The sequence below is a fragment of the Polaromonas sp. P4_F9 genome, assembly GCF_056401235.1.
In genome coordinates, this window is sequence record NZ_JBFUJT010000017.1 from 72,517 (window position 1) to 94,619 (window position 22,103).

A 22,103-nucleotide genomic window follows, 5' to 3' on the forward strand; every position below is an offset into this window, starting at 1 on the left:
TGGTCTACAGCATGACCTGGCCGGTGATGCAGGTCACCGATTCACCGCCGACCCACACCTGCCCTGAGGCATCGCGCTCGATATGAACCTGTCCCGCGCGGCCCAGGCACACCCCTTGCGCGGCCAGATAGCGCTCGGGCACATGACCTTCCGCGATCAGCCACTGCGCCAGGCCGGCATTGAGGCTGCCGGTCACCGGGTCTTCGTTGATGCCGATGGAGGCGACAAAGGCGCGCACTTCCAGGTGCGGCTCGGCGCTGGCCGTCATGGAGGCCATCGAACGCAGCGAAGGGCCGCCCCGAGCAAGTTCAGCCCCCTCGGGGGGCAGCGCAGCACACGCAGTGGCAAGCGTGGGGGCAACAAAAGCCTGCGCTTCGCGGTTGGCACGGGCGATCAGCGACGGCGTTTCCTCGGGTTGGTAGACGGCCGCCACGCCGACCTTGGCGTCCAGCTTTTCAAGCTCCAGATGGTTGGGCGTGAGCTGCAACACGGTTTCCGGGCTGTCCAGCAGCAGACCGAGCCAGACCGGCCCGTTGTCGAGCAGCTGCGCGGCAAGAATCTGCGGCGCTTTCACGCCGAGGGCGGCGGCGACCTGGGCCAGCAGCGCCGGGCTGGGCGCGGAGCGTTTGAGAGGGGGCGCCGCGAAGGCCAGGCGCGCGCCTTCGCGCCGGATTTTCACCAGGCCAATCTTGCATTCCTGCACGATGAAGTCCGGGTTGCGCGGCTGTCCGCCCGCCTGCAGCCAGCTGTGGCAGCTGCCCAGCGTGGGATGGCCGKCAAAGGGCAGCTCGCCGCCGGGCGTGAAGATGCGCACCCGGTAGTCGGCCGACGGGTTGGCTGGCGGTTGCACGAAGGTGGTCTCCGACAAGTTCGTCCAGCGGGCAAAGCGCTGCATCGCCTCGTCATCGAGGCCGCTTGCGTTGAGCACCACGGCCAGCGGGTTGCCGAAATAAGGCACCGCGGTGAACACATCGACTTGTTGAAAGGGTCTGGTTTTCATGGTGTGGGTCCGTTTGAAGGTGTCAGGACAGCGCCAGGTCCAGCACGCCCTTGCTGGCTTGCCGGGCGCGGATGCCCGCATACCAGCGCTCGAGGTTCGGCCGGCTCTGGCGCGGCTGCGGCAGCCCGAACCAGCGGTGCACTTCGCAGGCCAGGGGAATGTCGGCCATGGAAAAATGCTCGCCGGCCATGTAGGTGCGCTGTGCGAGGTGCCGGTCCAGCGTCGCCATCAGGGATTCGACCGCGGCGTTCGACTCGGCAATCACCGCCGCATTGCGCTGCTCCGCCGGCGTGCGTATCAGCTGCCAGAAGCCGGGGCGGCTGGCCGGGTTCAGCGTGGTTTGCTGCCAGTCCATCCAGCGCTCGGCGTCAAAACGCGCACGCAGGTCGGTGGGGTACATCTGGCCCGCCGAGTGTTTGGCGCACAGGTAACGCACAATCACATTGGACTCCCACAGCACGAAGTCGTCGTCCTCGATCACGGGCACCGTGGAGTTGGGATTCAGCCGCACATACTCGGGCGTCTTGACGATACCGAACAGGCCGCCGGCATCGGTGCGCTGAAAGTTCAGCCCGAGCTCTTGCGCGGTCCAGATCACTTTCTTGACATTGATGGAGCTGATGCGTCCCCAGATATGCAGCATGCCGAATGTCTTTCCTGAAATATTGACGAATTTTGGACGGTTTAAAGGCTGGTTGCCAGTGCCTGATCCGTCGCGGCCTGCGAAGCCGCCAGCGCGGCAGGCGCCTGTAGCTCGCGAATCGCGGCGGCCAGCGCGGCGATGCCGATATTGATCTGCTCGACACTCGCGGTGACAAACGACAGGCGCAGGGTGCCCGCGTCCGCCCCATCGGCATAGAACGCGGCGCCGGGCACGAACGCCACCCCGCGTTCAACCGCATGGGGCAACAGGTCCACGGCATTCATGCCCCCGGGCAGGCGCGCCCACAGAAACATGCCGCCTGCCGGTGTGTTCCATGACACGCCTTCGGGCATTTCGCGCTGCATCGCGGCCAGCATGGCATCGCGCTGCGACTTGTAGAGCGCCCGTATGGTCGGCACGTGGCGGTCCAGAAATCCGCCCTTCATGACTTCAGCCACCATGCGCTGGTTAAAACCCGGGCTGTGCAGGTCGGCTGCCTGCTTGGCCTGCAGCAGCTTGGGGTAGAGCGCCTTGGGCGCCACCATGAAGCCCAGCCGCAGCCCCGGCGCCAGCACCTTGGAAAACGAACCGAGGTAGACACAGCCCTCGGGGTTGCGTGCCGTCAGCGGCAGCGGCGGCGGGTTGTCAAACCAAAGATCGCCATAAGGGTTGTCTTCCACGATGGGCAGACCCAGGCGCGCGGCTTCAGCGCTCAGCGCTGCGCGGCGTTCTTCGGTCATGGTGCGGCCTGTCGGGTTCTGGAAATTGGGCAACACATAAAAGAACCGCGCGCCGGCGGCCTTGTTCGCCGCCGGGCCGCCCCAAGGCGAACCCGCCCCCTCGGGGGGCAGCGCAGCACACGAAGTGGCAAGCGTGGGGGCTGCCTTACTTGCCAGATCGGCAAGGTCCACGCCTTCGCCGTCACTGGCCACGCTGACGATGTCGGGTTCCATGGGCGTGAAGGCCTGCAGCGCGCCCAGGTAGGTGGGCGTTTCCACCAGCACGCGGCTGCCGGCATCGATCAGGATTTTGGCGATCAAGTCCAGGCCCTGCTGCGAACCGGTGGTGATCAGCACTTGCGCCGGATCGACCTTCCACGGCAGCATGGCCGCCACCATCTCGCGCAGCGGCGCGTAGCCTTCGCTGGCCGCGTACTGCAGCGCAGCGTGGCCGTCTTCGCGCAGCACCTTTTCGCAGGCCGCACTGAAGGCGCTGACCGGAAATGTCTTGGGCGAGGGCAGTCCGCCGGCAAAGCTGATGATGCCGGGCTTTTCGGTGACCTTCAGGATCTCGCGGATCACGGAGGGGTTCATTTTTTCGGCACGTGCGGCCATTTCCCATTTCATGTGTTTTCCTTTTCTCTTTTCTGCATTCAGTCCACGATAAATAGTTTGGCGCCGTTCGGCGCCCTTGAGCGATGCGCCTCGGCCCCGTCGGCCACCTGGTAGCTCATACCCGGCAGCAGCACATGCTGCCTGCCGTCTTCCAGCTCGGTGTGCAACTCGCCCTCCAGGCACAACAGGATATGCCCTTTGCTGCACCAGTGGTCGGAAACATAGCCGGCGGTGTACTCGACCATGCGCACGCGTACGTCGCCAAACTGCTGTGTGCGCCAGAAGGCCCTGCCGGTGATGCCGGGGTGCTCGGTGCGGGCCAGCGTGGACCAGTCGGTCGTGCCAAAGGGAATGTTGCTGATGTTCATGCTATCGGTTCTTCCTGCCGCGTTCGCTGGTTGGGTGTGATGTGCGCAATCGCGCCGTCGCCGTAGGATCGCAGCACCTGCGAGATGACAATGTGAAAGCCCTTGTACCACTGGGTGTACTGGCGTTTGGCTTCCAGGTGCTGGGGGTGCAAGGAGAAAGCGCGCAGCGACTCCTCGGTCTCCCAGAAGTAGGTGGCGTTGCTCTTCGTGCCGTCCGGCGACTTCCACAATTCCACGCCCAGATAACCCGGGGTGGCGTGGGCGGCCTGCTCGATCAGCGCGTCCAGGGCGTGGAATCGCTCGTCGTAGACACCGGCCTCGAAAATAAAGGCGGCTGAGTACATCATTGTTCCTTCGGCTTCAAAAGGGTGCTGGTGCTGGCCGCTGGCCCGCGTGAGGCTTGATGCACCGGCATCTTCTTGCCGACAAACACCGTGGCGATCACGGCCACGCCAAAGCCCACCGTTACCGCGTCCAGGCTTTCGCCCAGTAGCGGCACCGCAAACAGCATGGACAAAAACGGCTGCACCAGCTGCACCTGGCTGACGCGCACCGTGCCGCCCAGCGCCAGGCCGCGGTACCAGGCAAAAAAGCCCAGCCACATCGAGAACACCGCCACATAGGCAAAGCCCCACCAGGCGCTGGCCTTGAGCGGCGCTGCCGGCCAGCTGATGAGGGACAGCGGCAGGGTCAGCGGCAGCGCCATCACCAGTGCCCAGCAAATCACATGCTCGGCCTGCATGTGCTGCGACAGCCGCGCACCGTAGCCGTAACCTATGGCCGCGCACAGGCAGGCGGCCAGCAGCAACAGGTCCGCAAAATTGATCGACAGGCCACCCACAGCGCCGCCCGAGCGCAGCATGGCAAACGCCACCACCAGCGCGCTGCCGAGCGCGGCGCACAGCCAGAAGCCCGCAGAGGGGCGCTGGCGGTGCAGCAGTGCGCCTACGGCAGCGGTGGCCAGCGGCAGCACGCCCACTATCACGCTCGCGTGCACCGCTTCCACATGGCGCATGGCGACCGAGGTGAACAGCGGAAAGCCAAACACCACACCGCCCGCCGTGACGGCCAGCGGCCACCAGTCCTGGCGCCGGGGAAAAGGCGCACGTGTGGCAAGCAGGAACACGGCTGACAGGCCAGCCGCCACCACGGCCCGGCCCAGTGCGATGAAGACGCCCGACATTTGCGGCGCGTCGGGCGTGCCCGTGGCCAGTCGCGTCATCGGCAGCGTGACGGAGAAAATCACGATACCCAGCAGGCCGAGCCAGAGCCCCTTGTTGAGTTGGGAGTCCCGGTTCATATATAGAGCATCCAGATGGCGGTGATCACGAGCACCAGCGCCATGCCGTGGTTAAACCGGAGCAGCCGGCGGGCCGTACCTTCAGGCCCGGACAGCCAGTCACGCAGCAGGGAACCCGCCAGCGCGTAGGCCAGGTTGCTGACAAAGGCAAAGGCCAGCATCACCGGCAGCACCACGGCCATGCGCAATGCGGGGTCGCTGCGCCCGGCGATCCAGCCGCTGACAATCGCCAGCGCCAGCATCCAGGCCTTGATGTTGACAAACTGCAGCGCCGCGCCCTGCCAGAAGGTGACATTCATGCGGGCCGCGTCGGCTTCGCTGAGCTGGCGAGAGCGGGCGATTTTTGAGGCTAGCCACAGCAAATAGGCCACGCCGACCACCTTGATGGCCCAGCCCAGCAGCGGCACCGCCAGCAGCAGTGCGCCCAGGCCCAGCGCACACAGGCTGAGCAGCGCGCTCCAGCCGACCGGCACGGCGCAGACAAAAGGCAGCGCGCGCTTCAGGCCGTGGTTGGCCGCCAGCGCCGTGGACAGCGTGGTGTTGGGCCCCGGCGTGAAGCTCATCGCCGTGGCCAGTACCAGTAAAGCCATAAATTCTTGCCAATTCATGACTCAGACTTTATAGTTGAAACCAACACACTACCAATACAGTTAAGGGTACAAATTTCAAAACTGTATTGATCACCGTGTCGGCACACTTACCCATCAAGGCCACGCCATGTTGATGAAAACCGCTTCGCAGTCCCTGACAGAACAGCTCAGCGCACGCTTTGCCGAGCGCATTCGCAGCCGCCTGCTGGCACCCGGCGCGCGCCTGCCATCGGTGCGGCTGTGTGCCGAACAGCAGGGCGTGAGCGCGTCCACGGTGGTGGCGGCCTATGACCAGCTGCTGGCACAGGGGCTGGTGGAGGCGCGCAAGAATCGCGGCTTTTTTGTCCGCGATGCATCGCTCAATGCGGCCTTGGCCCCTGTCAACAGAGCGTCATCAGCTGCAAAAAACATAGCGACCGCGCCGGGCGCCGCACCCGCATCTTCCCCCCCGGCCCCGCTGAACAGCTGGAGCACCGCCACCTGGATGGCCACGCGCCAGGCGCCGGTGGACGCCACCGCACTGATTCGCGGCATGTTCCACAACATCAGCAACAAGCCGCAGCCCGGCATGGGCGTGTTTCCGCCGGACTGGCTGGAGACCACTTTCATGCCGACGGCGGTGCGCAAGGTCACCAGCGTCAGTGCGCTGCGGGATTTTTCGCTGCAGTACGGCGAACCCATGGGTGACAGCGGCCTGCGCCGCGCACTTTCGCAAAAGTTGAGCGCACTCAATGTGCATGCCGTGCCCGAGCAGATCATCACCACCGTCGGTGCCACCCATGCGCTGGATATTGTGAGCCGCACCCTGCTGCGCGCCGGCGACTGCGTGATGGTGGAAGAACCCGGGTGGGCGGTCGAGTTTGCCCGGCTCGACGCGCTGGGCATGCGCATCCTGCCGGTGCCGCGCCGCGCCGACGGGCCTGACCTGGAGGTGATGGCGCAGTACTGCGAAATCCACCAGCCCAAACTGTTTGTCAGCGTCAGCGTGTTCCACAATCCCACCGGCTACTGCCTCACGCCCGGCAGCGCCCACCGCGTGCTGCAGCTGGCCAATCAGCACAACTTTCATATCGCCGAAGACGACACCTACAGCCACCTGGCGCCCGAGCATGCCACCCGGCTCTGCGCCTTGGACGGCCTGCAGCGCACGATTTACGTCAGCGGCTTTGCCAAAATCCTCGCGCCCGGCTGGCGCGTCGGCTTCATGGCCGCGCCGCCCGATCTGGTCGAGCGCCTGCTCGACACCAAGCTGCTGGCGACGCTGACCACCCCCGCCCTGCTCGAAAAAGCCTTGGCCTGGTGCATAGACCAGGGCCAGCTGCGCCGCCATGCCGAACGCATACGCACCCGGCTCGACCAGGCGCGCGCCCGCAGCGTCAAGCTGGCGCTGGCGCACGGCTGCACCTTTGCGGCCGAGCCGGCCGGCCTGTTTGGCTGGGTAGACACCGGGGTAGACACCGACGCGCTGGCGCAGCGCATGCTTGACGAGGGCTACCTGATTGCCCCCGGCGCGCTGTTCCATGCGGTGCGCAAGCCCAGTACCCTGATGCGCATCAACTTTGCGACCACGCAGGAGGCGGCATTCTGGAAGGTGTTTGCGCGCTTGCGCGATGGGGTGCGGTGAGATCAGGGTTCGTTCAGCAATAAGTTGTGCATTTGCCCGTCGGATTCGGGATGCAATGCCAGGCGTGGAGCGCGCCGCGTGGCTCTGCCACACAAGCGATTCACAACAACGCAGTGCGCCCGAAGCTGGCGAGAAAAATGTGCAAGTTATTGCTGAATGAGCCCTTAGTCTCGAGTTTATAAGCGGTTTTGGCTTCCAGCCCAGTGACTGCCGGTGCAGGTAGCTATCTAATTAGTAGCAATCAATCGCCGGCACCCGTCACCCTTCATTCGCTGACTTTGCCTGGCAAGGTTACGCAAAACATCCCTCCCCACGAAAAAAAGCCGAGGCCAAGGTTGGGTGCCATCGTCTGCTTGCCCGCATCAGATACAGGGCGAAAACCTGGCTTGCCTTTTTCACAAGCAACCCGGACTCGGGTGCCTGTCATGGTTACGTAAACTTACACAATCACCCCGAAAAAAGTAAATCTAAATACTTAAATTTGCCGTGATGACGATTGAGGGGGCCGGCGTTTTTATTGGGAGAAGTTTCATGAAAAAGCACACCATACAAGAAATATTCAGGGAATATGTGCGGTTTTAGGCAATGAATCGACTTATTTGATTCATTCTCATCACGAAATTCGCCAGTTGTAATTGGCTTTTGTTACGATACAAAGGGTTACAGGTGCCGACCAATTGGTGAGAATTATTTACACGTTCTTGGGGGTAGAGGCAAAGGTGCTCTGTCTTGGCCCGAGGTTGGCAACTGGAATCGACTGATGAAACCGTTTTGAGTTTTTATGTTTTTGCCGCCAGCCTGGTCTTGGGGCGGGCCGCACTGGCCCAGAGCCCCACGGTGACATCCCGGCATGTATTTGAGTAGTTGCATTTTGAGTAATGGATGAGATTGCGTCGAGGATTCGGTCATTGGAGAAAAAGCCTGGCGGGCCTGATGGTTGCCATGGCTGGCTTCGCCGCGCCTGCTGCCTTCGCCGCAGGCGCCCCTGCGGGCACGCCGATCCCGAACGCGGCCACGCTCACCTACTCCATCGCCGGTCGGCCGGCGACACCCGTCACGGCGGTCGCGCCAGTCGTGGTTGTGGCCGAGGTGATCAACGTGGTACTGACCTGGCAGGACGGCACTCCGGTGGCCGTGAACTCCCCGGACGCGGGCAAGGCACTGACTTTTGTGCTGACCAATACGGGCAACGGAGCCGAGACGTTTGGGCTGGCGCGTAACAACGCGATCGCGGGCGACCAGTTCGACCCGACAAACGCGGCTGCCGGCGCGATCTACCTCGAAAGCGGCGTGCAGCCCGGCTTCCAGCCGAGCGGCCCCAATGCCGACATCTTGTACCTGCCCGGCATCAACGACCCGGTGCTGGCAGCCGATGCCAGCCGAGCCGTCTACGTTTTCAGCAGCATCCCCGCAGCGCTTGCCACTGGCGCAACCGGCAACGTCAGCCTGAGTGCCAGCTCGACGACGCCTGGCGCGGCCGGTGCCCGGCCCGGAGCTACGCTGGCCGGACTCGGCCAGGGCGGGGTGGACGCGGTCGTCGGCGGCAGCCGCGGGCAGTCAACCGTCACCGGCGGCTACATCGTCTCGGGCATATCGCTGACGGTGGCCAAGACCGTCGCTGCCGTGCGCGACCCGCAGGGCGGCAGCCTGGTCATGCCGGGCGCAGTGCTGACCTACCGGGTGGTGCTGACCCTGACGGGTACGGGCATTGCCGAAAACTTTTCCTTTGCCGACCCGCTGCCTGCCAGCACCACCTATGTGCCCGCCAGCATCACCGTCGATGGTGCCGCGCGCAGCGATGGCGCCGACTCCGACAACGCCAGCTTTGCCGGCGGTGCGGTCGGCGTCTTGTTCGGCAACACCCCCGTGCCAGCCGCCCGCGTCATCGAATTCAAAGTCACCGTCAATTAACCCTGAAATCCTGCATCCCTGAAACCCTGAATCCTGGAAAACCACCATGCGCAAAACTTTAACCAGCATCCTCTTGTTCGGCCTGGCCGCTGCCGCCGGGCCATTGGCCTACGCGCAAGCCCGCCCGGCTACCGGCAATATCGAGTTCAAAAACATCGCCGAGGTCGAAGTCGAGGTCAAGGCCGCAGACGGCAAGATCGAGAAAAAACGCGGCCCGGTGCAAAAGGCGATTCCCGGCACGGTGGTGATCTACACCTCCACCTTCAAAAACATCAGCGCCAAGCCGGCCGGCAACATCAACATCAACAATCCCGTCCCCGTCAACACCACATTGGTGGCCGCCAGCGCCTATGGCGAGGGCATGGACATCACTTACTCGGCCGACGGCGGCAAAACCTGGGCTGCAGCCGACAAGGTCAAGGTCAAGGGCGCCGACGGCAAAGAGCGCCCGGCCGGTATTTCCGAGTTCACCCACATCCGGTGGAGCCTGCGTGGCGAACTTGCGCCGGGCAAGCAGGGCGAGACAGGCTTTCGCGTCGTCGTCAACTAAGAACCTATCCGTAAATTATGTTTACCTTGAGCGTCACTTTGCGGAACGCGATGATGGCAGCGGCTATGTGGTTCAGCGCGACGAAGCTGCGTTCGAGCTTCTCGTATCGCACGAGCAGCTTGCGAAAGCGGTTGAACCAGCTGTGGCAGACCTCGACCACCCAGCGCCGCGCCTTCCTGGTCGGGTCGCGCCGCTTGGCATCAGCCTCCTTGGCGCGATCAACGACATGAGCAATGTAGCCGTGCCCCTTTTTTTCCCCCGATCGGTCGGATTGCGTCCGACCGCCTCTTGCGCCAAGGGCGCCTTGAACATGGCCCCGTCAATGCTTTGCCAGCGCCAGGCAATGCCTTCGAGCTGGTCGTACTCGGCAAGTCCGGCTTTCCAGATGGCCTCGAACACCCCCGCGGCCTCCCACTCCAGGAAGCGCTGATGGACCGCGCTGGCACTGCCAAAGCGCTCCTTGGGCAGCGCCTTCCATTGGCAGCCCGTGCGCAAAACGTAGACGACCGCCTCGAACACTTGTCGTGCCGGCTTGGGCGGCCGCCCCGCCCCCGCCTTGCGCACGTACGCCTTGTCCGCGCTGCGCTCGCGCACCGGAATCAACGGCTCGACGCGCCGCCAAAATTCATCGGTCACCACCCACGATTCGACTCGCTTGCGTGTCGCCATTCCTTCGCCCTGGCGCCGTGTTAGCTACGGCTCGGAGCAGCAGTATACTATTTACGGATAACTTCTACCGCGCTGGCCAGCGTGGTGGTGGTCGCCGGCCTGGGCTGGGCCGCCTACGAGTACCTCGTGGCCAGCCATTACGAGTCGACCGACAACGCCTACGTGCAAGGCAACGTGATCCAGATCACGCCGCAGATCGGCGGCACCGTCATGGCCATCATGGCCGACGACACCGACTTCGTGAAGGCCGGTCAGACACTGGTGCAGCTCGATCCGGCCGACGCCAAAGTGTCACTCGACCAGGCCGAAGCCGCGCTGGCCCAGGCGGTGCGCCAGGTGCGCACGCTCTACGCCAACAACGGCACGCTCGCCGCCCAGATCGCGCTGCGTGACGCCGACGTGGCCCGGGCCCGCAGCGATATTGCCCGCGCCACCGACGACCTCAACCGCCGCCAGTCGCTCACCGGCAACGGCGCCGTGTCGAAAGAAGAACTCAACCATGCGCAGACGCAGCTGGCCAACGCCAAAAGCGCGCTGGCCGCAGCGCAGGCCGGCGTGGTGGCCGCGCGCGAGCAGCTCACCAGCAACCAGGCCTTGACTGAAGGCACCAGCATCGAGCAGCACCCCAGCGTACAGGTGGCCGCCGCCAAAGTGCGCGAGGCCTACCTCGCCACACAGCGCGCCGGCCTGCTCGCCCCGGTGGACGGCTATGTGGCCAAGCGCACGGTGCAGCTGGGCCAGCGCGTGGCGGCCGGCACGCCCATGATGTCCATCATTCCGCTCAACCAGGTCTGGGTTGATGCCAACTTCAAGGAAGTGCAACTGCGCAACATCCGCATCGGCCAGCCGGTGACGCTGGTAGCTGACCTGTATGGCAAAAAAATTCAATACAAGGGCACGGTAGCGGGGCTGGGTGTCGGCACGGGCGCGGCCTTTTCGCTGCTGCCGGCGCAAAACGCCACCGGCAACTGGATCAAGGTGGTGCAGCGCGTGCCGGTGCGCATTGCGCTCGACGCCAGGCAACTGGCCGACAACCCGCTGCGGGTGGGCTTGTCCATGGACGCGGAAGTCGACGTCAGCCACAAGGACGGCAAAACGCTGGCCGACGCGCCGCGCGATGCGGCCCAGGCGCACACGCAGACATATGGCCGGCAGGACGATGCCGCCAATGCGGATGTGCGGCGCGTGATTGCGGCCAACAGCGGCATGGCGCTCAAACCGGCCAAGGCCGCCGCTGTCGGCACGCCGGCCCAACCGCCGGGCGATGCCCCCATGGCTGATCAGATCGGCAGCGAAGCGCAGGGCCTGCCGTTCACGCAGGCGCTGTCGGTTGCCAGCAGCCGCGCGGCGCAGCGGCAGGCGCACTAAGCCCCGTTCCCCTGTCCGTTCGCCTGTCATTTCCCGCAGCTCCGCACGGCGCGCAACCTCCACGGCCTGCCTGCTCCCGCTGCTTACTCATTGGGTTTTCATGACTTCAGCACCTGCCCCTGCCTACATCCAGCCGCCGCCGCTGACGGGCTCTGCCCGCCTGTGGGGCACACTGGCGCTGTCGGCCGCCACCTTCATGAACGTGCTCGACACGTCGATTGCCAACGTCTCCCTGCCGGCCATTGCCGGCGACCTGGGCGTGAGCCCCAACCAGGGCACCTGGGTCATCACCAGCTTTGGCGTGGCCAACGCGATCGCCGTGCCGCTGACCGGCTGGCTGTCGCAGCGTTTCGGCCAGGTGCGCCTGTTCACGGCCAGCGTCATGCTGTTTGTGCTCACGTCATGGCTGTGCGGTCTGGCCCCCAACATGACCACGCTGATCTTCTTTCGTGTCCTGCAGGGGCTGGTGGCGGGCCCGATGATTCCGTTGTCGCAGTCACTGCTGCTGTCGAGCTACCCCAAGGCGCTGGCGGGGCTGGCCATGGCGCTCTGGTCCATGACCACGCTGGTCGCGCCTGTGATGGGGCCGCTGCTGGGCGGCTGGATCACCGACAATATTTCCTGGCCCTGGATTTTTTACATCAACATTCCCGTGGGCTTTGGCGCGGCCTTCATCACCTGGAGCATCTTCAGGAAGCGCGAAAGCGTGACGCGCAAGCTGCCGATCGACTCGGTCGGCCTGGCGCTGCTGGTGATCTGGGTGGGTGCGCTGCAGATCATGCTCGACAAGGGCAAGGAGCTCGACTGGTTTCACTCCGGTGAAGTGGTGGCCCTGGGCATTGTTTCGCTGGTGGGCCTGATTGCCTTCGTCATCTGGGAGCTCACCGAAGAGCATCCGGTGGTTGACCTGACGCTGTTCAAGCGACGCAACTTCTGGGCAGGTGCGGTGGCGCTGTCGGTGGGGTACGGCCTCTTTTTTGGCAACGTGGTGCTGTTGCCGCTGTGGCTGCAGCAGTACATGGGCTACACCGCCACACAGGCTGGCATGGTGATGGCGCCGGTGGGGGCCATGGCTCTGCTGCTGTCACCGCTGGTCGGCAAAAACATCGCCAAGGTGGACCCGCGCCGCTTCGCGGCTTTTGCCTTCGTGGTCTTCGCGCTGGTGCTGTGGATGCGTTCCAACTTCAACACCCAGGCTGATTTCAACACCATCCTGATACCCACCATCATCCAGGGTGTGGCCATGGCTTTCTTCTTCATCCCGCTGGTCACCATCACGCTGTCGGGCATCTCGCCCGAGAAGATTCCGGCGGCTTCGGGCCTGTCGAACTTCGTGCGCATCACGGCGGGCTCCTTCGGCACGTCAATTGCCACCACCATCTGGCAAGACCGCGCCGCCATGCACCATGCCCAGATCAGCGAATACGTCAACCAGGGCAGCACCGCTACCAACAGTGCACTGACGGGCCTGGCCGGGGCCGGGCTGACGCCCGACCAGGCGCTGGGCACCATCAATCGCCTGGTGGACCAGCAGGCCTACATGCTGGCGGCGAATGATGTGTTCTATGTGTCCGCGCTGATTTTCCTGTTGCTGATTCCGCTGGTGTATTTGACGCGGCACGCCAAGGCCGGGGCAGGGAGTTCGGATGCGGCGGCGGGGGCGCATTGAGGAGTGACATGGGCCAGCGGTCACTTTTTTCAGGCTTCCCCGACCTTCCCGACATTTCCCGTTTTTGAAGGCCGGGCCGCCTGCTGGTTGCCCACGGCGCCTTTGGCGGCCTGCCGCAGGCCGGCCAGGGCGGGTTCCAGCACCGCCATGTCCGCGTCTGCCGCATAAACGGCGTAAGCCGGGTACAGGAATTCGGGGGCCCCGGTCACCCGGTGCAGTCGTCCTTCCTTCAGGTGGCTACGCACGACGTTTTGCCGGAAATAGCCCGCCCCGCCGACGGTAAGCAGGTAGCCCAGTCCCAGCGGCCCCAGGCTGGACGACACGCCGACGCTCGAAAGCCCGGGAAAGGCCAGGCTGTGCTGCGCGGCAAACTCGCTGCCCCAGTCCACGTACACATAGTCGGCCGCCTGCGGCGCCTGGGCGCCGGGGGTCGTCGTGACCAGCACCAGCTTTTCCTCGATCAGCAGTTCGATCCGCAGCCCCGGCCGCTGCCGCGGCGCATAGGCAATGACGATGTCCAGCGTACCGTTGGCCACCCGCTCCAGCAAATCCTCCGCGACGCCGACCTCTGCGCGCAGCGCGAGATCCGGCGCGGTGTCGCGCATCCCGAGCAGCCAGTCGAGCATCAGCGGATCCCACAGGCTGATTTCACAGCCCACCGTGACCAGCGCGCGGCGCCCCGGCGGCACCGCCATCTGCTGGCGGGCCCGCTCCCAGACCTGCACCATCGTCATGGCATGGCGAACGAACTGCTCACCGGCCGATGTCAGCGATGCCCCGGCCCGGTTCCTCACGAAGAGCGTGCGCCCCAGCAGCTCCTCCAGCGTTTTCACCCGCGCGCTGATTGCGGTCTGGGTGACATGCAGGCGTTCGGCGGCTTGGGCAAAGCTGTGGCAGGAGACGATCTCGAGGAAAGTGCGGGCGAGGTTGATATCCACAGAGGGGCTCCAGCGCCGGGAAATGGCTATATAAAGCAAATTTTATGCATTGAAAAGCAATATAAGTCATCTTATTTTTTAATGGTAAACCCTATAATTGCGATGTGGCCCCTGTCCGGCAACGCCCCGTTGCCCTCATGCCCACCAGAAAGGAACTTCCATGACCCGTACCGTACTTTTCGCCAGCAATGCCTCGGTCGACCATGCGCCTCTGGGCCAGCCGTCGGCTTCCTTGCTCGTCCACAAGGTCGTGCAACTGATCAATAAGGGCCTGCTTGTTGCGTTGGCGCCACGCCAGCGCGATGCCAGCCAGGCCCATCCCTGGCTGTCTGACCGTATCCACCGCAACATGAGTACCCGCGCCCGCCGCCTGATGCGCGCAGATTACTGAACGTTTTCCGCCGTTTCTGACCGCGCATGGTGCCGCTGGCCGGCCTTTGCGCACCTTCCTGCCTTCCTTCCCGTTGTAGCTCAAGTGCCGGTGACGGTGTTTGGGCCGGGCTCGGGCAGCCTGCGAAAGCATCTTGGCGATGCGCGCCGGAATGGGAATAATGTTCGTGATGACCCTTCCCGAGGCGTCATGAATGCGGCTCTTTGAGCCGTTTGTCTTCCCCGGACCAGTTTGTGCGGAGGTAGCCATGAGCAAGACAATTGTGCGGACCGACGAGGCGCCAGCCCCTGTAGGCCCTTATTCGCAGGGGGTCGTTCTTGATGGCTGGATCTGGACATCCGGCCAGGTCGCACTGGATCCTTCAACCGGGAAAATCGTTGGGCGGGATGCGGCAACGCAGGCAGACCGCGCTTTAAGCAACATCGAGGCCATTCTGAAGGCCGGCGGGTCCAGTCTCGGGCAAGTTGTCCGTGCCACAGTGTATTTGACGAACATGGATGACTTTGCCGCAGTGAACGCGGTCTATGCCCGGTACTTTCCGAGCGCATTTCCTGCCCGGTCATGCGTTGAAGTGTCCCGTTTGCCGCTGGGCGCGCTGGTCGAGATCGACGTCATAGCCAGAGTCGCCGCCTGACCCGTTTTCTGTTTTCTGGCATGCTCCACGCAGTCGGGCGTGGCATTCGATTCTTTTTTCCTGGCGACGGTGCTTCCTGCGCTGGTGCAACATGAAGCTGCTGCGACATGAAGTAAGCGCAAAACGTGGCACAGGTGTGGCGCAGGTTTCACCTTACGGTCAAATTCCGCAGGTTTTGCGGCAGGCATTGCGGCAGGGCGCAGAAAATCACTCCGTGTTGAAGTATCGAATCCTGCAACTACTCACTCTCACCCTTGGCCTGGGCCTCGCTGCTGTCCTGCAAGGCTGCGTGTATGTACCTCGAACGACGCAGGTCTTCGACCCGGAGTGCCAGAGGGTGTCCAACCACATGGTCCTGCAGGAAGTCCAGGTGGCGGCCATCCATAACTGCGCCAACGAAGCTTGCATCGCTCTCATTGTTGGCGCCGGCATCGTCACCGCGGCCTCGGTGGTGATTTCCGGGCCCATCGTTGTCGCGGGCAATGTTGCCTACTGGTTCGAAAAAAAGGCCCAATGCCAACGGGTTCAACCCTGACCGACGCAACAACTCGAATCGTTCCCGGCTGAGCGGGCCTGTCTGGCCATGACCGGTTGCGGCGCCGAAATGATCCATCAAGCCACGGCGCCGCGCGCGCAGGGCATGCCGCAAGAAAGACGTACCGCTTGTCGATAAGCACGGAGCCAGTGTCGGGTACAGCATTCAACGCAATAGTGCATCAACCCGTGGGCAGCCACGCTGGACAGGCAATCCGGTTTGCCGCACGATGTATGGCCTTCTTTCAGGAGAAAACTCATGCCTGCCTACCTCATTGCCGACACCCACATCACCAACCCTCAGATCTACGACGAATACAAGCGACAAGTGGCGCCTTTGGTTGCAAAGTTTGGCGGGAGGTTTCTGGTGCGCGGCGGTCACCACGAACTTCTCGAGGGGAATCTTCCGGTGCAGCGCCTCGTGGTGATCGAGTTCCCGAGCATGCAGGTACTGAAGAATTGGTATCACTCGCCGGAGTACGCGCCCTTGCTCGCCATGCGTCAACCGGCAGCAACCGATCATCTCATTGCCGTTGAAGGCTGTTAGCCCGAACACTACTCCGTACCGGCCTTGAACGACGTTTACCTGTTTAGCGACGTTCAACGAAGCGCGCACGCTGTGGCCCAGGTGAGCTTCCCAATACCAACGACCAACGCAAGGTGGAAGTGTCCTATGACGGCGTACCGCCTCGATGCGTGTTTTTCCCGCTGCAGTGAAAGGAGCCCGGAATGCGTGACATCAACGACTTTGACATTCTGATACTGCCTGGCGGGCACAACTCGGGGCCCGATCACTGGCAGACGCACTGGGAAGCGGCGTTCCCCAACATGCACTGCGTCGAGCAGGACGACTGGGAGGCGCCCGTCTACGCGGATTGGTCCCGCCGGCTCACCGAGGCCGTCAACCGATGCGAGCGGCCCGTTCTGCTGGTTGCCCACAGTCTTGGGACGGCGCTGGCCACGCGCTGGTCGCAGGAGGCGGACACCGGGCCGGTGGCCGGGGCCTTTCTGGTCGCGACGTCAGACATCGACCGACTCGCCGGAACGCCCGGGCAGTTCATGCGCGGCTTTGACCCCATCATCATGAATCGGCTTCCGTTTCCATCTGTCGTTCTCGCCAGCCGCAACGATGACCGCGTCACTTTCGAGCGGGCCCAGGCCTTCGCGACCGCCTGGGGTTCGCGCCTCATCGACGTCGGAGCCTTGGGCCATATCGGATCGGCGGCAAAACTCGGTCTCTGGCCGCAGGGGCTGGTTTGGTTCGGCCAGTTCGTGGCCTCCGTCGGATGACCTCATGCCGCCCCGCTACAGCCGAAGCCGCTGCGCGTAACCCGTCATCTCCAGGTAGCCGCGGCCCACACGTTTGCCGTTGCTGTCGATCAGCTCGCTCAGGCCTTCCCAATACACCGCGCCGGTTGACAGCCGGCTGTCGAGTTCCTGGTTGTCTATCACGGCCCTGACGGTGTAGAAGTCGGCGGGTGTGCGGACTATCCATTCGACCGGGTAGGTCGTCTGCGTGAGCGGGCTCTTCCAGCTGCGCACCGGTTTGAAAATCACTTCACCCCGGCTGAAGGTGTGCAGCCCGACTTTCGGCGACCTGAAAGAGCCGCCGTCCCATAGCGCACTGCCGTCCTTGTGCCGCAGCTGGAAGGCGGTGAGGGCGCTGCCATCGTCCAGGTTCATGCCTATCCAGTCCCAGCCGATAGCGCTGGGATGCAGCAATTCCTCGCTCCACTCATGGTCCAGCCAGGCCTTGCCCGTGACGTCAAACACCTGGCCCTTGAGCTGCAGGGTTCCGCGGGTGGCCAGCTGCGGCTGGCTGTAGTAGTAACTCGCCTGCTGTTCCTGCGGCCCCTTGCGTGACAGGCCCTGCCTGCCTTGCAGCAGGACGGCCTGGGTTTCTTCAAATTGCAGCTTCAGGGCGAAGTCTGCAGCCGGCAACTCCGCGCTGTAGCGGCTGGCCTGGCCCTCTAGCGACCAGTCGCGCAGCTTGATGTGCATGTCCGCTTCGCTGGCATAAGCCACGCCAAAGCCGTCACGCGCAATGCGCTGGTCATGCCAGAGCTTTTTGCCCTGCACGTCGGTGATGGCCGCATGCGCGAAGAGCAGTTGCCTGGCCGCAAACCTTGACGCCATGCCCTGGGTGCCCTCAACCCGTGAGCGGAAAAATGTGAGCTGAAAACCGAACTCCCGCCCGCCGCCTGCGGTCGCGTGCCCGGTGATGTACCACCACTCGGTGCGAAAGTCCGGGTGCGAGCCGAAGTCGCGCGGAAACTGCATTGCTCTGAGCGGTAAGGCGCACGCCGGCCCGGTCCAGGCCAGGCCCGCCAGGCCGGTCGCCAGCAGGAAGCGGCGCCGCGGCAGGCCGTGCGTGATGCAGGCGGGCGTCGTGGGAGGGCTCATGTCTTGATTCTCGCAGCAGTGCGCCTGGCGTGGCAGCGGCCGGGCGGCGTAGTTGCATGGAGCCACTGGAAGGTCTATGCTTGAAACTGCACGAGTCACTCTAGTCAGGAGGTGCACCATGTACAAGCGGATTTTGCTGGCGTACGACGGCTCCAAGTCAGGGCAAAAGGCCTTGCTGGACTGTCGGGAAATTGCGCAGTGGAGCCATGCATCAGTGAACCTGATTGCCGTCACACCGCTCTACATGCAGGTGATGGGCGTGGAAGGCGGCATTTATGACAGCGGCCTTGCCGAGCAGGAGAAAGAAAAGTACCAGGCCATTCTGGACGAAGGCTTGAACCAGCTGGTCAGCGCCGGCTACCAGGCTCGTGGGGAAGTGCTACTCGGTGAAACCGTGGATGAAATCACCAAATATGCCAAAAAGATAGAGGCCGACCTGATCGTGGTGGGCCACAAGCATCTGGACGGGTGGGCTGCCCGCTGGTGGCGCGGCTCGGTTTCAAAATCGCTGATCGAGCACGCACCCTGCAGTGTGCTCGTGGTCATCATTCATTGAGCCGCTGGGTCTGCGGCTCCGCGCCGCCTTATCCCGTTTCCAAATCAAGCGTGAACGCGAAGGCTCGCCGCAGACAGTGCTATAGCACGGCAAGGCGGGCCGACAAAGTGCACGTTTGATTTGGAAATGGAATTAGCGGCCCCGCGCCTGGTGGGGCACCACAGTGTGGCGCTGGCCGGTTTGCGGCCTTGCCGGCTGGTCGTCATGGAGGTGTTTGCGCGATCGCGGTGGCGGCGCCGGCTGGATTCTGGCCACGGCGGCCCGGGTCTGGGGAGGGCCCGAAAAATAGGCATTCAGTTGCGCACTCAGCGCGTCCCAGTTCGGTACCAGCCAGATGACCAGCAGGCACATCAGGGCCAGAACAATTGCCGCAAACAGGATGTTCATTGCACACCTCCTAAAAGCCAACAGCTTGATCTGCATGCGCTAGCAGATCCCCGCATGCTACCCCTGTTGGCGGTGTTGTGCCCCCGAATTTTGCGGTCCGGCGCCTTTTGGGCTCTACGAGCTCTGACCCGGCGGCGCAGTCTGGAAAACAATTTCGCCGCTGGGCACATGGACGACCCGGACTTGCTGGCGCGTCGGATCGGCCACGCTTTTGACTGCCACGGCGACCGCCAGCGAGCAGTTCCCGTACAGCGGCTTGAACGAAGAGCACGGCAGCAGGCTGCCGCTGAGCGGGTCTCTGCTTTCAATGCGGAATTGGGCGGACGACATGACGAAGACCTCCTCAAAAAACCATCTCAAAACAGACAAGACTCAAAGGTATGAAAACTGCGCGTCACCGCCATTGTGAAACCATCCGGCGATGCCATGATGACAATTCAGCGTCAAAACTGTGACGGGCGTAAACAAAAGAAAAACGAGCATACGCCTGAAAAGGCGGATAGTCACCACCAGACGGCGAGGGCACGGGCGGCATGGCGGCCGCGCGGGCTGCCAGGGACGGACTACCGGCGGGCTACCAGTCTTCCTTGACGGCCAGCACGGCATCCTTGCCAGCCGCCGCCCGCCCCGCCAGCCAGGCGGTCAGCGTGCCCGCCACCACGACCRCCGCGCACAGGGCCAGCAGCCGCAGCCATGGCAGCATCAGGTCCATGGTCCAGTGAAAGCTTTGCGGATTGACCACGTGAACCAGTATGGTGGACACCGCCAGGCCCAGCGCCATGCCAGCCAGCGCGCCGATCGCCGTCCAGGCCGCTCCCTCGCCCGCCACCACCGTCAGGATTTGCCGCCGGGTCAAGCCCAGATGCGCCAGCAGGCCAAATTCCTTTCGGCGTGCCAGAACCTGTGCACTGAAGCTCGCGGCCACGCCAAAAAGCCCGATGGCAATCGCCACGGCCTGCAACCAGTAGGTCACTGCAAAACTGCGGTCAAAAATCCTGAGCGAGATGGCGCGAAGCTGGCTGACGGATGCCAGCTCCAGCAAGGCGCCCGCCCCCGGCTGCTGCTCGGCCAGCCGGCGTACTGCCTGCTGCACCTGGGCCTCGCCCACATCACCGTTCAGCCACAGCGCCACGTCGTTGACGCGCCGGTCGCCGGTCAGGCGCTCAAAGTCCTGCTGCGCCATCACGATCGTGCCAAACTGGCGCGCATAATCACGCCAGACGCCGGCCACAAAAAAAGGCGCAGTAAACGGCGCAGTAGACGCTGCGGCATCCGGAGCTGTTGGGCGGGTCGGGTTTGCAGGCAAATCGGGAGCTGGTGGTGCCCGGTTTTCATGGGTGTAAGCGCCAAAAGCCTGTGAAAGTGGAAGAAACACGCTGCCCGGCCGGGCGCCATACAGATCCACCATCGCTTCGCTGACATAGATGCCCGCATGCCCGGGTGGCACCGGCAGCGGGCTGCCCACCAGCGGCAGCGTGGTGGCCGCATCGCCGATAGAGCGCGCAATCAGGGTAACGGCTGGTTTTCCCGGGTCCAGCAGCAACTGCCTGGTGCGCAGGGCGCTCACGCGCGCCACGCCAGGCAGGCGGGCCAGCGCCTCGACAAAGCCGGGCGGGAAATAGGCGGTGTCGCTGGCCGGGCTGCCGAGACCCGTGCGCACATACAGGTCGGCGGGCAGCACCACGTCCAGCCAATGGGTGACCGAGTCGCGGAAACTTGCCACCATCACGGTCAGCGCCACGGCCAGGCTTAGCGACGCCACCACGCCGCTCACGGCCACTGCCGCGCTTTCGCGCACTCGACGCGCGCGCTCGACGGCCAGCAGCGGCAGCAGGCGGTGGGCCACCCAGGGGCTGAGCCTGCCGTACAGCAGCGCAATCAGCCAGGGCAGGGCGGTGATGCCGCCCACCAGCAACATGCCGACAGACAGATAAGCCGCCAGCGGAATGCCAAATACCGGCGGAGCCATTGCCAGAAGGGCGCTGGAAGCTATCAACATGACACTCAACCAGCGCGCGGAGCCGGCGCCGGTGGCCAGCCCCAGCCCCTTGAGGGTTTGCGCCGGCGGCAACCGCTGGGCGGTGCGCGCCGGCCACCAGCCGCCCACGCCGGCCGCCGCCACGCCGAGCGCGCCATAGACCAGGGCCGCCCAGCCGTTCCATTGCAGGGTGGGGGCGACACCGGCGAAATAACCGCCACCCAGGTCCCCGCCCAGAAGACGCAGCGCCAGATCGGCCAGCGCGCTGCCCAGCGCAATGCCCGCGGCGCTGCCCACCAGGCCCAGCAGCAGCGATTCAGCCAGCACCAGCCGCAAGCGTTCGCGGCCCGTCAGGCCCAGCACGCCGAGCAGCGCGAAGTGCTGGGCGCGCTTGGCCACGCTGAGCGACAGCACCGAGAACACCAGAAACGCACCGGTGAACAGGGCCACCAGCGCCAGCACGGTCAGGTTGACCCGGTAGGCGCGCGACAGGTTGCTCACGCGTTGCGCGGCGTCGCCGGGGGCGGTCGCGGTGATGTGGGGCGGCAACTGCAGCGAGGCGGTGAAACTTGACGCATCGCTGCCGGCTTTCAGGCGCACGTCAATTCGCGACAGCTGGCCGCCCTTGCCAAACAGGTCCTGTGCCGCGGCGATGTCCATCACGCCCAGTGGGCCGCCGCCCGTGCTCACGCTGCCGGTGACCGTGACGCTTTTCCATTGCAGGCCGCTTTGCAGCTGCAACCGGGCGCTTTTGAACACCTGGCGGGCGGCGGGATTGAGAAAAATTGTGTCCGGGGCAAACAGCGCAAAACGGCCCGTCCCCGCGACCGCGGCATCCGAAGCCGGAACGGGCATTAGCGCCGGGGCAATGCCGGCCACCACCAGCGCATCGACGCCGACAATGCGCAGGGCCTGCCGCTCTCCCTTGCCGCCCAGTGCGTAGGTGGCCAGTTCCAGCACCGGGCTGGCGAGGGCTACCTGGGGATGGTTGGCCACCTGTCGGTAAAGCGCTTCATCAAAGCCGCCCTGCACCGCCCGCAGTTCCAGGTCAGGCTGGCCATTGACGGCGCGCACGGCCTGGGAAAACTCGCTGAGCGCCGAGGCATTGATCAGGTGCACCGAAAACGCCAGGGCCACGCCCAGCATGACGGCGACCACGGCGGCGCCGTTGCGCCATGGGTGGTAGCGCAGTTCCTTCCAGGAGAATGTTTGCAAAAGGGCGAACACGGTTCCTGCATTGTGAGGGATGCCTTCCA

At 64.1% G+C, this 22,103-nt stretch carries 23 protein-coding genes and 1 pseudogene; 11 read left to right on the top strand and 13 right to left on the bottom strand.

Features of this window, described 5'->3' with window-relative positions:
- Positions 1-4 precede the first annotated feature (4 nt).
- The 7 genes from AC1DUB_RS16070 to AC1DUB_RS16100 are packed head-to-tail and all read right to left on the bottom strand — an operon-like array spanning position 5 to position 5,253.
- Positions 5-1,000, bottom strand: coding sequence for a PhzF family phenazine biosynthesis protein (locus AC1DUB_RS16070; protein WP_477730349.1), 996 nt, complete (start codon positions 998-1,000; stop codon positions 5-7).
- A gap of 22 nt (positions 1,001-1,022) precedes the next feature.
- The gene (locus AC1DUB_RS16075; protein WP_477730350.1) at positions 1,023-1,643 is read right to left on the bottom strand and encodes a glutathione S-transferase family protein; all 621 of its coding nucleotides are present in this window, start codon (positions 1,641-1,643) and stop codon (positions 1,023-1,025) included.
- A gap of 41 nt (positions 1,644-1,684) precedes the next feature.
- A complete protein-coding gene (locus tag AC1DUB_RS16080) occupies positions 1,685-2,989 on the bottom strand; it encodes an aminotransferase-like domain-containing protein (protein WP_477730351.1) in 1,305 nt (434 codons plus the stop codon).
- Positions 2,990-3,015: 26 nt separating this feature from the next.
- Positions 3,016-3,345, bottom strand: a complete 330-nt coding sequence (locus AC1DUB_RS16085) for a DHCW motif cupin fold protein (protein ID WP_477730352.1) — start codon at positions 3,343-3,345, stop codon at positions 3,016-3,018.
- Positions 3,342-3,689 (bottom strand): antibiotic biosynthesis monooxygenase family protein, encoded by a 348-nt coding sequence (locus AC1DUB_RS16090; protein ID WP_477730353.1) that lies wholly within the window; start codon positions 3,687-3,689, stop codon positions 3,342-3,344. The genes AC1DUB_RS16085 and AC1DUB_RS16090 overlap by 4 nt, the downstream gene beginning before the upstream one ends.
- The gene (locus tag AC1DUB_RS16095; protein WP_477730354.1) at positions 3,689-4,645 is read right to left on the bottom strand and encodes a DMT family transporter; all 957 of its coding nucleotides are present in this window, start codon (positions 4,643-4,645) and stop codon (positions 3,689-3,691) included. Before AC1DUB_RS16095 ends, AC1DUB_RS16090 begins: the two co-directional genes overlap by 1 nt.
- Positions 4,642-5,253 (bottom strand): LysE family translocator, encoded by a 612-nt coding sequence (locus AC1DUB_RS16100; protein ID WP_477730355.1) that lies wholly within the window; start codon positions 5,251-5,253, stop codon positions 4,642-4,644. Before AC1DUB_RS16100 ends, AC1DUB_RS16095 begins: the two co-directional genes overlap by 4 nt.
- 109 nt (positions 5,254-5,362) lie before the next feature.
- Here AC1DUB_RS16100 and AC1DUB_RS16105 point away from each other — a divergent pair, with 109 nt between their 5' ends.
- The 3 genes from AC1DUB_RS16105 to AC1DUB_RS16115 all read left to right on the top strand — a co-directional run bounded on the left by AC1DUB_RS16105 (position 5,363) and on the right by AC1DUB_RS16115 (position 9,320).
- Positions 5,363-6,859: an aminotransferase-like domain-containing protein gene (locus tag AC1DUB_RS16105; protein WP_477730356.1), complete on the top strand. Its 1,497-nt coding sequence runs from the start codon at positions 5,363-5,365 to the stop codon at positions 6,857-6,859.
- 882 nt (positions 6,860-7,741) lie between these two features.
- On the top strand, positions 7,742-8,770 hold the full coding sequence (locus AC1DUB_RS16110) for a DUF11 domain-containing protein (protein WP_477730357.1): 1,029 nt from the start codon (positions 7,742-7,744) through the stop codon (positions 8,768-8,770).
- A gap of 46 nt (positions 8,771-8,816) precedes the next feature.
- On the top strand, positions 8,817-9,320 hold the full coding sequence (locus AC1DUB_RS16115) for a hypothetical protein (RefSeq protein WP_477730358.1): 504 nt from the start codon (positions 8,817-8,819) through the stop codon (positions 9,318-9,320).
- Between the two features lie 4 nt (positions 9,321-9,324).
- Here the strand turns inward: AC1DUB_RS16115 and AC1DUB_RS16120 are convergent.
- Positions 9,325-9,989 (bottom strand): annotated as a pseudogene (locus AC1DUB_RS16120) (IS5 family transposase).
- 57 nt (positions 9,990-10,046) lie between these two features.
- On the opposite strand from AC1DUB_RS16120, the gene AC1DUB_RS16125 reads away from it, so the two are divergent.
- Both AC1DUB_RS16125 and AC1DUB_RS16130 read left to right on the top strand, forming a co-directional pair.
- Positions 10,047-11,357, top strand: a complete 1,311-nt coding sequence (locus tag AC1DUB_RS16125) for an EmrA/EmrK family multidrug efflux transporter periplasmic adaptor subunit (RefSeq protein ID WP_477730455.1) — start codon at positions 10,047-10,049, stop codon at positions 11,355-11,357.
- Positions 11,358-11,457: 100 nt separating this feature from the next.
- A complete protein-coding gene (locus AC1DUB_RS16130; protein ID WP_477730359.1) occupies positions 11,458-13,026 on the top strand; it encodes a DHA2 family efflux MFS transporter permease subunit in 1,569 nt (522 codons plus the stop codon).
- Between the two features lie 29 nt (positions 13,027-13,055).
- Here the strand turns inward: AC1DUB_RS16130 and AC1DUB_RS16135 are convergent, their stop codons facing one another.
- Positions 13,056-13,964 (bottom strand): LysR family transcriptional regulator, encoded by a 909-nt coding sequence (locus tag AC1DUB_RS16135; RefSeq protein WP_477730360.1) that lies wholly within the window; start codon positions 13,962-13,964, stop codon positions 13,056-13,058.
- A 160-nt stretch (positions 13,965-14,124) separates the two neighbouring features.
- Here AC1DUB_RS16135 and AC1DUB_RS16140 point away from each other — a divergent pair, with 160 nt between their 5' ends.
- From AC1DUB_RS16140 to AC1DUB_RS16160, 5 genes are all read left to right on the top strand, one after another.
- Entirely contained in the window at positions 14,125-14,355 is a 231-nt protein-coding gene (locus tag AC1DUB_RS16140; RefSeq protein WP_477730361.1) for a hypothetical protein, read from the top strand.
- A 247-nt stretch (positions 14,356-14,602) separates the two neighbouring features.
- Positions 14,603-14,989, top strand: a complete 387-nt coding sequence (locus AC1DUB_RS16145; RefSeq protein WP_477730362.1) for a RidA family protein — start codon at positions 14,603-14,605, stop codon at positions 14,987-14,989.
- 91 nt (positions 14,990-15,080) lie between these two features.
- Positions 15,081-15,524 (top strand): hypothetical protein, encoded by a 444-nt coding sequence (locus tag AC1DUB_RS16150; RefSeq protein ID WP_477730363.1) that lies wholly within the window; start codon positions 15,081-15,083, stop codon positions 15,522-15,524.
- 258 nt (positions 15,525-15,782) lie between these two features.
- A complete protein-coding gene (locus tag AC1DUB_RS16155) occupies positions 15,783-16,070 on the top strand; it encodes a DUF1330 domain-containing protein (RefSeq protein ID WP_477730364.1) in 288 nt (95 codons plus the stop codon).
- 182 nt (positions 16,071-16,252) lie between these two features.
- Positions 16,253-16,813 (top strand): RBBP9/YdeN family alpha/beta hydrolase, encoded by a 561-nt coding sequence (locus AC1DUB_RS16160; protein ID WP_477730365.1) that lies wholly within the window; start codon positions 16,253-16,255, stop codon positions 16,811-16,813.
- Positions 16,814-16,828: 15 nt separating this feature from the next.
- Here the strand turns inward: AC1DUB_RS16160 and AC1DUB_RS16165 are convergent, their stop codons facing one another.
- A complete protein-coding gene (locus tag AC1DUB_RS16165; RefSeq protein ID WP_477730366.1) occupies positions 16,829-17,926 on the bottom strand; it encodes a lipocalin-like domain-containing protein in 1,098 nt (365 codons plus the stop codon).
- 118 nt (positions 17,927-18,044) lie between these two features.
- Between AC1DUB_RS16165 and AC1DUB_RS16170 the strand changes: the two genes are divergently transcribed.
- Positions 18,045-18,482 carry a universal stress protein gene (locus AC1DUB_RS16170; RefSeq protein WP_477730367.1) on the top strand — a complete coding sequence of 146 codons (438 nt, stop codon included), beginning with the start codon at positions 18,045-18,047 and terminating at the stop codon, positions 18,480-18,482.
- Between the two features lie 132 nt (positions 18,483-18,614).
- Here the strand turns inward: AC1DUB_RS16170 and AC1DUB_RS16175 are convergent, their stop codons facing one another.
- The 3 genes from AC1DUB_RS16175 to AC1DUB_RS16185 all read right to left on the bottom strand — a co-directional run bounded on the left by AC1DUB_RS16175 (position 18,615) and on the right by AC1DUB_RS16185 (position 22,074).
- Complete coding sequence (locus AC1DUB_RS16175) at positions 18,615-18,869, bottom strand: hypothetical protein (RefSeq protein WP_477730368.1); 255 nt, start codon at positions 18,867-18,869, stop codon at positions 18,615-18,617.
- A 114-nt stretch (positions 18,870-18,983) separates the two neighbouring features.
- A complete protein-coding gene (locus AC1DUB_RS16180) occupies positions 18,984-19,199 on the bottom strand; it encodes a hypothetical protein (protein WP_477730369.1) in 216 nt (71 codons plus the stop codon).
- Positions 19,200-19,443: 244 nt separating this feature from the next.
- Positions 19,444-22,074, bottom strand: coding sequence for an FtsX-like permease family protein (locus AC1DUB_RS16185; protein WP_477730370.1), 2,631 nt, complete (start codon positions 22,072-22,074; stop codon positions 19,444-19,446).
- Positions 22,075-22,103 lie beyond the last annotated feature (29 nt).

Excerpts from the sequence above, each read along its gene's own strand:
- AC1DUB_RS16075 (WP_477730350.1), bottom strand. The coding sequence starts at position 1,643 with ATGCTGCATATCTGGGGACGCATCAGCTCCATCAATGTCAAGAAAGTG.
- AC1DUB_RS16080 (WP_477730351.1), bottom strand. The coding sequence starts at position 2,989 with ATGAAATGGGAAATGGCCGCACGTGCCGAAAAAATGAACCCCTCCGTG.
- AC1DUB_RS16085 (WP_477730352.1), bottom strand. The coding sequence starts at position 3,345 with ATGAACATCAGCAACATTCCCTTTGGCACGACCGACTGGTCCACGCTG.
- AC1DUB_RS16090 (WP_477730353.1), bottom strand. The coding sequence starts at position 3,689 with ATGTACTCAGCCGCCTTTATTTTCGAGGCCGGTGTCTACGACGAGCGA.
- AC1DUB_RS16095 (WP_477730354.1), bottom strand. The coding sequence starts at position 4,645 with ATGAACCGGGACTCCCAACTCAACAAGGGGCTCTGGCTCGGCCTGCTG.
- AC1DUB_RS16100 (WP_477730355.1), bottom strand. The coding sequence starts at position 5,253 with ATGAATTGGCAAGAATTTATGGCTTTACTGGTACTGGCCACGGCGATG.
- AC1DUB_RS16105 (WP_477730356.1), top strand. The coding sequence starts at position 5,363 with ATGTTGATGAAAACCGCTTCGCAGTCCCTGACAGAACAGCTCAGCGCA.
- AC1DUB_RS16110 (WP_477730357.1), top strand. The coding sequence starts at position 7,742 with ATGAGATTGCGTCGAGGATTCGGTCATTGGAGAAAAAGCCTGGCGGGC.
- AC1DUB_RS16115 (WP_477730358.1), top strand. The coding sequence starts at position 8,817 with ATGCGCAAAACTTTAACCAGCATCCTCTTGTTCGGCCTGGCCGCTGCC.
- AC1DUB_RS16130 (WP_477730359.1), top strand. The coding sequence starts at position 11,458 with ATGACTTCAGCACCTGCCCCTGCCTACATCCAGCCGCCGCCGCTGACG.
- AC1DUB_RS16140 (WP_477730361.1), top strand. The coding sequence starts at position 14,125 with ATGACCCGTACCGTACTTTTCGCCAGCAATGCCTCGGTCGACCATGCG.
- AC1DUB_RS16145 (WP_477730362.1), top strand. The coding sequence starts at position 14,603 with ATGAGCAAGACAATTGTGCGGACCGACGAGGCGCCAGCCCCTGTAGGC.
- AC1DUB_RS16150 (WP_477730363.1), top strand. The coding sequence starts at position 15,081 with ATGAAGCTGCTGCGACATGAAGTAAGCGCAAAACGTGGCACAGGTGTG.
- AC1DUB_RS16155 (WP_477730364.1), top strand. The coding sequence starts at position 15,783 with ATGCCTGCCTACCTCATTGCCGACACCCACATCACCAACCCTCAGATC.
- AC1DUB_RS16160 (WP_477730365.1), top strand. The coding sequence starts at position 16,253 with ATGCGTGACATCAACGACTTTGACATTCTGATACTGCCTGGCGGGCAC.
- AC1DUB_RS16165 (WP_477730366.1), bottom strand. The coding sequence starts at position 17,926 with ATGAGCCCTCCCACGACGCCCGCCTGCATCACGCACGGCCTGCCGCGG.
- AC1DUB_RS16170 (WP_477730367.1), top strand. The coding sequence starts at position 18,045 with ATGTACAAGCGGATTTTGCTGGCGTACGACGGCTCCAAGTCAGGGCAA.
- AC1DUB_RS16175 (WP_477730368.1), bottom strand. The coding sequence starts at position 18,869 with ATGAACATCCTGTTTGCGGCAATTGTTCTGGCCCTGATGTGCCTGCTG.
- AC1DUB_RS16180 (WP_477730369.1), bottom strand. The coding sequence starts at position 19,199 with ATGTCGTCCGCCCAATTCCGCATTGAAAGCAGAGACCCGCTCAGCGGC.